This window comes from Psychrobacter sp. CX16, assembly GCF_057396245.1.
Window position 1 is genome coordinate 192,290 of record NZ_JBXYJF010000001.1, and the last position, 7,583, is coordinate 199,872.

The window sequence follows — 7,583 nt, forward strand, 5'->3', positions numbered from 1 at the left end:
GCCACCATAAATAGATATAGCACATATAACACCTCATAACCTTGAAATAAATTTAACCGCTCTCAAAAAGAGGGTTAACACTAGGCTATGATTTGATTTCAGCCAATAGTTTAAAGAGTAATTTCCACATTCTTGTTAGTGGATTGTGTTAAGTTTGTGCTTAGACCTTGAAATTTTACCCAATGACCTTTATCAAGCAGTAAGAATAGACTGTAGATATCAGTGATTGCAACGATTAAAGTCGCCGTCTGCAGAATTAAAATAAGTGAAATAAAATCTAAGAATAATCTCATAGAACGCATTCATACTAATGTTTATTATTAGTTTACGTTAATCAATGCCAACAACGGCAGATATTTCATAATTAACCTTTATGTCATAAATAAAGCCAAAATAATTCGGCTGTTAAGGAGATACCATGAGTAACAATCAAGAGAACAATAACGCAGAAAATCTAGACCATGATACCCAAAACCCAACCGCAGCACAGTCTAACGTTGAGAAATCAGGGACTGTATTAGAAGAAACCTTGAAAGAGTTCAACCCAGAAGTCAACGGCGGCGAGAACGGTGTGATTCATAGCGAAATCGATGTGAAAGCTTATGAAGAGCGTATTGCTCAGCTAGAAGGCGAGGTAAAAGCCGCTAAAGAAGGTCAAGCCCGTGCCAATGCCGATGCGTATAATGCACAAAAACGCATGGAGCAAGAAACAGAGAAAAGCCGTAAATTTGCGCTACAGAAGTTTATTAAAGAGCTATTGGATGTTGTGGACAATTTAGAACGCGCTATTGTGAGTGTCCAAGCGGATAATGATGCGGATGATGCAATCTTAGAAGGGGTGAAGCTCACCCACAAGTCATTTATGACAGCGCTTGAAAAACAAGGGGTTGAAGTTGTCAATCCTGAAAATGAAAGCTTTAATCCAGAGCTTCATGAAGCTGTGGGTATCGACCCTGAAGCAGCAGCAGATCAAGTAGGCGAAGTCTTACAAAAAGGCTATACCTTAAATGGCCGTCTACTGCGCCCTGCTATGGTCAAAGTAGGTCAGTAAGCGTATTACCTCGTTTAAGCAAAATACCTACAAGCTGAATGTAGCCCCTTATTAGATAAAAATAGGGGCTGACATACAAAAAAAGACAAAAAATTGTGAATTTTGCGAATTTTTAACTTGAAAAATTAAAGAGCCAAACCGATATAAACAGACAAGAAGCGAGGCTTACTGCTCAATCAAGATTTCGATGAGGTCAGTAAACCGAAAGCTAACCCTGAAATAAACACGAACAATAAATTATTTGGAGTTTTAATATTATGGCTAAAACAATAGGTATTGACCTAGGTACAACAAACTCTTGTGTGGCAGTAATGGAAGGTGACAAAGTTAAAGTCATCGAAAATGCTGAAGGTACACGCACAACCCCCTCAATCATCGCTTATAAAGATGGTGAAATCTTAGTAGGTCAGTCTGCAAAACGTCAGGCAGTAACCAACCCTAACAATACTTTATATGCTATTAAGCGCCTTATCGGTCGCCGCTTTGAAGACAAAGTGGTACAAAAAGACATCGGTATGGTACCTTACAAAATCGTTAAAGCCGACAATGGTGATGCGTGGGTAGAAGTAAATGGTAAAAAAATGGCGCCACCACAAGTATCTGCTGAAATCCTTCAAAAAATGAAGAAAACAGCTGAAGATTATCTTGGTGAGAAAGTAACAGATGCTGTAGTAACTGTACCCGCTTACTTCAACGACTCTCAGCGTCAAGCTACCAAAGATGCCGGTAAAATCGCTGGCTTAAACGTTAAGCGTATTATTAACGAGCCAACTGCAGCAGCACTTGCTTATGGTATGGATAAAAAGCAAGGCGACCGTACGATCGCTGTATATGACTTAGGCGGTGGTACATTTGACGTATCAATCATCGAAATCGCTGACGTTGATGGCGAGCAGCAGTTCGAAGTATTATCAACCAACGGTGATACTTTCTTAGGTGGTGAAGATTTTGATTTAGCACTAATCGACTTTTTAGTGGATGAGTTCAAAAAAGAACAAGACTTCAACCTAAAAGGTGATGCGCTAGCCATGCAGCGTCTAAAAGAAGCTGCTGAAAAAGCAAAAATCGAATTATCAAGCGCTCAAAGCACTGAAGTAAACCTACCTTACATCACTGCTGATGCGACTGGTCCTAAGCATTTGGTTGTCACTATCAGCCGCTCTAAGCTTGAAGCATTAACAGAAGCGTTAGTAAAACGTACAATCGATCCTTGTAAAGTAGCGTTAGAAGATGCTGGCCTTAAAGCAAGCGACATCGATGATGTTATCTTAGTCGGTGGTCAGACTCGTATGCCATTGGTTCAAAAAACCGTAGAAGAGTTCTTCGGTCAAGAGCCACGTAAGGACGTGAACCCTGATGAAGCAGTAGCCGTTGGTGCAGCGATTCAAGGTGCAGTATTATCAGGTGACAAAACTGACGTACTATTACTTGACGTAACACCTCTAACACTTGGTATCGAAACAATGGGCGGTGTAATGACACCTATCATCGAGAAAAACACGATGATCCCAACTAAGAAATCACAAGTGTTCTCAACTGCTGAAGACAATCAGCCTGCGGTTACCATTCAGGTATACCAAGGTGAGCGTAAAGTGGCTTCACAGAACAAATTGCTTGGTAACTTCAACCTAACGGATATCCCACCCGCACCACGTGGTATCCCACAAATTGAAGTCACCTTCGATATCAACGCTGACGGTATCATGAACATCTCAGCGAAAGATAAAGGCACTGGTAAAGAGCAGAGCATCCAGATTAAAGCGGACTCTGGTTTATCGGATGAAGAAATCGAGCAAATGGTACGTGACGCAGAAGCAAATGCTGCTGAAGATGAGAAATTCGCAGCCCTAGCTCAAGTACGTAACGAAGCGGATGGTCGTATCCATGCGATTCAAAAAGCCATGACTGAAGCGGGCGATAAAGTTACTGACGATGAAAAATCTGCAGTAAATACTGCTATCAGTGAGCTTGAGACAGCGACTAAAGAAGATGATCATGATGACATCAAAGCGAAGCTTGAAGCATTAGATAATGCCTTCTTACCAATTAGCCAGAAGATCTACTCTGCTGGTCAAGGTGCAGAAGGTGTTGACCCAACTCAAGCGGGTGCTGAAACAGCTGACAATGCTGCAGACGACGATGTCGTTGACGCTGAGTTCACTGAAGTGAACGAGGACGACAAGAAGTAATTAGCTATAAAATTTGAGCTAATGGTTTCTAACTATTAGGCTTGATTGATATTAGGTTCATTGAAACGTTTCAGCGTTAAGCCTAATTGCAAAGAAAAAGACCATACTCCTAGAGTATGGTCTTTTTTTATAACTTGAATTTATGTAAAAAGCTTTAAGTGGACTATAACTGTTCGACAAGACGGATACAGTCATGAGTAGTAAGTTTCGCATTCATGACCAAACGGATGCGTGCAGTGTTAATAGGGACGGTGGGCGGACGAATAGGCAACGCATAGAACCCAGCCTGTTGTAGCTGTTGAGCTTTATTAACAGCGCTGGCGTTATCCCCTAATATATAGGGAATAATCGGAGACTGGTAATGAATATCCGTCTCAGTATTTATGGCCTGCGAGACTTGCAGCGAAATCTCGGCGAGGTGGGTTCGCAGCTGACTAAAGGAAGGCATTTTAGCCAATACAAATCGTGTCCAGCTATGGGTAATAGGAGGTAGAGCTGTACTAAAAATAAAAGAACGCATTTGATTGATTAGCCAATGCTTAATAGTCTCTTCACAAATCAGATACGCCCCCATAGAAGCAAAGGCTTTACCGAAAGTGCCGATAATATAGTCAATATCAGTCAATGTTTGAGTTTCCTCAGCGAGTCCCAATCCATTACGACCAAGTACCCCAACCGCATGCGCTTCGTCAACATACAGCTCAATTCGTGAGTCCATTGCTTTTAGCTTTACCAGCGCTGGCAGGTCAGCGCGATCACCATCCATACTAAAGATACTTTCTGTGACGATGATAATGCGTTCAATTGAGGCATCAACTTGTTTAAGGAGTGAAGATAAATGTTCCATATCGTTGTGACGATAACGCTGATAGGTACAATGCTCTCTATCTTTACTACTAATTAAACGGACACCATCAATGATACTGGCATGAACTAAACTGTCGGTTAGAATAAGTGTCTTTAGCGGTAATCTAGCCAAGGCAGGCAATATTCCAATATTGGCATGGTAGCCACTGTTCATCACTAACACAGCTTTGGATAAAGTGTCATGTTGCTCATACGGTATGGCAAGCTTATACCACTCAAGTAACTCGTGTTCTAATAAGGGCAGCTGTTCATGGTTTCCCGTCAGCAGACGAGAAGAGGTTGAGCCCATTTGTGGACGCTGTGATATGGGTAACTCTTGTAGTTGGGTTAAAAATTGCGACTGCAATATCGTATCACTGCCCAATCCTAAATAATCATTACTTGAAATATTTAATAGAGGCTTGTCATTTATTTCAATCCAGCGATCACGATGTTTTACAGTAGGCAGATGGCGATATTGGTGTTGTGATTTTAGAGTTTCTAACTTATCAATGGTGCTTAAAAGCGACGGACCTGCCATAAAAGTATCCTCAATGATGTTTTTTAACTTTAATAATGGATAAAAACTGAAAATAATAGACAATAAACTAGCTTCATATCAATCAGATGTTGAGAAAGTATTGCAAAAATCGCTATGTGTAACAAATAGTTTCATAACTCGCCCTTTGTTACCTCCCATACAAAAAAAAGGGGTAAAAGTTAACCTCTCACCTATCAAACACCGACAGACTCCTTGAAATATTTTGTTACTATGGATACATCAACAATAAGCAAGGTTATTAATGCTCAACTCACTGAATACACCAATGACTTTGCTATTGAAAATAATTTACTAGGAGAACGACAATGAATACATTACAAAAAACACTTCTTGCTTTGGCTGCTGGTTCATTAATGACTGCTGGCGCACAAGCTGCAATTACTTATGGTAATGGTATGACAGCTGAACCATATATCGGTGCCAAAATCGGTCAGTATGACCTAGATAAAGCAGATGACGAAGCATTATCATATGGTATCTACGGTGGTGCTAAATTCACACCTAACTGGGGTATCGAAGCTGAATACCTAACTACTAGTGATGAAGATTTCCAAGGCGGTGTAAGTAAGTCTGAATATAAAGCGGATGTCTATGGTCTATATGCAACTTATGACTATACTTTCCCAGGTTCAGACATGTATGCTAAAGGTCGTCTAGGTGTTGCGAAAAACAAAGTAGACGTAGACTCTAAAACTGTGGCATACAACCGTTATGACGGTAGTGAATCAGACACTGGTATAGCTGGTGGTGTTGGCCTAGGTTACAACATCGCGCCTAATGCAGCAGTAGAGCTTGCATACGACTGGTATCCAAAAGTTGATTACGTTGCAGACCAAGGTGATCTTGATGCAAGTGGCGTAACTTTAGGTGCTAAATTCAAGTTCTAATCATTGAACGAGATGAGGATAGTCATAGCTGATTTATAAGAATCTAACTGATTCTATTAAATTATTCACTATCAAGCATTACCCAAAAACGACTGCTCCGGCAGTCGTTTTTTTATGCCTGGGATTTGGTATCGGCTTAGATTCGTTAAACCCTTTATGAAAAAAGGAAGCTTACTTTGAATACCTAAGTCTTTAGTGATTGGTCAAAGAGTTAAGTTAAAGATTGACCTTAAATTGTTAAGTTTAAAAAATGATATGTTTGGCAATTTCCCGCCAAAGTCGCTATCAAAGCAGATAAAAGAGGTGGTAATTAATAATAACGTATTGTTTTATTAGATACTTTTTATTGCAAAACTTAACTTCGAGCCTATTAAACATAGACAGAGTTCATAGCAGGGCTTGTTAGTATGGGTTTTATCAAATCGGTGCAGCGGTGAATCAGGTCGACTCATATAATTTTCTTTGATGACTGGTGTAACGATATAGACAGTTCTAAGAGTATGTAAGATAAGCATAAACTGACATTGCATGAACTGAGACTGAATATACTTACTTATTTAAAGTCCCTTTTTTAGAGTAACTTTTAACTGATAAGTATGTAGAAATAGGAGAATAATAATGAATACATTACAAAAAACATTGATTGCCTTGGCTGCCGGTCCACTAATGACTGCTGGTGCGCAAGCCGCCGTTAATTACGGTAATGGCATGACAGCACAGCCGTACATCGGTGCAAAAATCGGTCAATATGACTTAGATGATGCTGATGATGAAGCATTATCATACGGTGTCTATGGGGGTGCGAAGTTCACACCTAATTGGGGTGTAGAAGCTGAATACCTAACCACCAATGATGAAGACTTCCAAGGTGGGGCTAATAAATCTGAATATAAAGCGGATGTCTATGGTCTATACGGAACTTATGACTATACTTTCCCAGGTTCAGATATGTATGCGAAAGGCCGCTTAGGCGTTGCAAAAAACAAAGTAGATATTGATTCTAAATCACCTGCTTATGAGCGTTATGATGGTAGCGAATCTGATACTGGTATTGCCGGTGGTGTTGGTTTAGGCTATAACATCGCACCGAATGCAGCAGTAGAGCTTGCATACGACTGGTATCCGAAAATTGATGATGTTGCAGACCAAGGTGACCTTGATGCAAGTGGTGTAACCTTAGGTGCTAACTTCAAATTCTAATATTTAATGCTATCCTATGTAAAAGATAGTTCTTATTAGAAAAAAATGACTCTGATAAATTATTAAAAACAAAAAGCGATCATTTCGATGGTCGCTTTTTTTATTTTGGGCTTTGTAGATTTTGCATTATCTAATGCCTATTTGCGTAACAAAAACCCTTATAATTCAAGAGTTAATTGCAAATGTTAACGGTTGTACTATTAAAGGTAGACAGACTCCTTGAAATATTTTGTTACTATGGATACATCAACAATAAGCAAGGTTATTAATGCTCAACTCACTGAATACACCAATGACTTTGCTATTGAAAATAATTTACTAGGAGAACGACAATGAATACATTACAAAAAACACTTCTTGCTTTGGCTGCTGGTTCATTAATGACTGCTGGCGCACAAGCTGCAATTACTTATGGTAATGGTATGACAGCTGAACCATATATCGGTGCCAAAATCGGTCAGTATGACCTAGATAAAGCAGATGACGAAGCATTATCATATGGTATCTACGGTGGTGCTAAATTCACACCTAACTGGGGTATCGAAGCTGAATACCTAACTACTAGTGATGAAGATTTCCAAGGCGGTGTAAGTAAGTCTGAATATAAAGCGGATGTCTATGGTCTATATGCAACTTATGACTATACTTTCCCAGGTTCAGACATGTATGCTAAAGGTCGTCTAGGTGTTGCGAAAAACAAAGTAGACGTAGACTCTAAAACTGTGGCATACAACCGTTATGACGGTAGTGAATCAGACACTGGTATAGCTGGTGGTGTTGGCCTAGGTTACAACATCGCGCCTAATGCAGCAGTAGAGCTTGCATACGACTGGTATCCAAAAGTTGAT

The 7,583-nt window shown here is 39.9% G+C and carries 6 protein-coding genes; 5 read left to right on the forward strand and 1 reads right to left on the reverse strand.

The features are described 5' to 3' along the window. Positions 1-418 precede the first annotated feature (418 nt). Positions 419-1,051 (forward strand): nucleotide exchange factor GrpE, encoded by a 633-nt coding sequence (grpE, locus tag AC2SLM_RS00800; RefSeq protein WP_486551393.1) that lies wholly within the window; start codon positions 419-421, stop codon positions 1,049-1,051. 257 nt (positions 1,052-1,308) lie between these two features. Next, entirely contained in the window at positions 1,309-3,240 is a 1,932-nt protein-coding gene (gene dnaK / locus AC2SLM_RS00805; RefSeq protein ID WP_486551394.1) for a molecular chaperone DnaK, read from the forward strand. A gap of 163 nt (positions 3,241-3,403) precedes the next feature. Here dnaK and AC2SLM_RS00810 read toward each other — a convergent pair whose 3' ends face one another. Continuing rightward, on the reverse strand, positions 3,404-4,627 hold the full coding sequence (locus AC2SLM_RS00810; RefSeq protein WP_486551396.1) for an 8-amino-7-oxononanoate synthase: 1,224 nt from the start codon (positions 4,625-4,627) through the stop codon (positions 3,404-3,406). Between the two features lie 326 nt (positions 4,628-4,953). Here AC2SLM_RS00810 and AC2SLM_RS00815 point away from each other — a divergent pair, with 326 nt between their 5' ends. The 3 genes from AC2SLM_RS00815 to AC2SLM_RS00825 form a co-directional block, all read left to right on the forward strand. Then, on the forward strand, positions 4,954-5,535 hold the full coding sequence (locus AC2SLM_RS00815; protein WP_486551397.1) for a porin family protein: 582 nt from the start codon (positions 4,954-4,956) through the stop codon (positions 5,533-5,535). A gap of 618 nt (positions 5,536-6,153) precedes the next feature. Then, positions 6,154-6,735 (forward strand): porin family protein, encoded by a 582-nt coding sequence (locus tag AC2SLM_RS00820; protein WP_486551399.1) that lies wholly within the window; start codon positions 6,154-6,156, stop codon positions 6,733-6,735. Positions 6,736-7,067: 332 nt separating this feature from the next. Continuing rightward, a partial coding sequence (locus AC2SLM_RS00825; RefSeq protein ID WP_486551400.1) for a porin family protein occupies positions 7,068-7,583 on the forward strand: 516 nt, incomplete at its 3' end.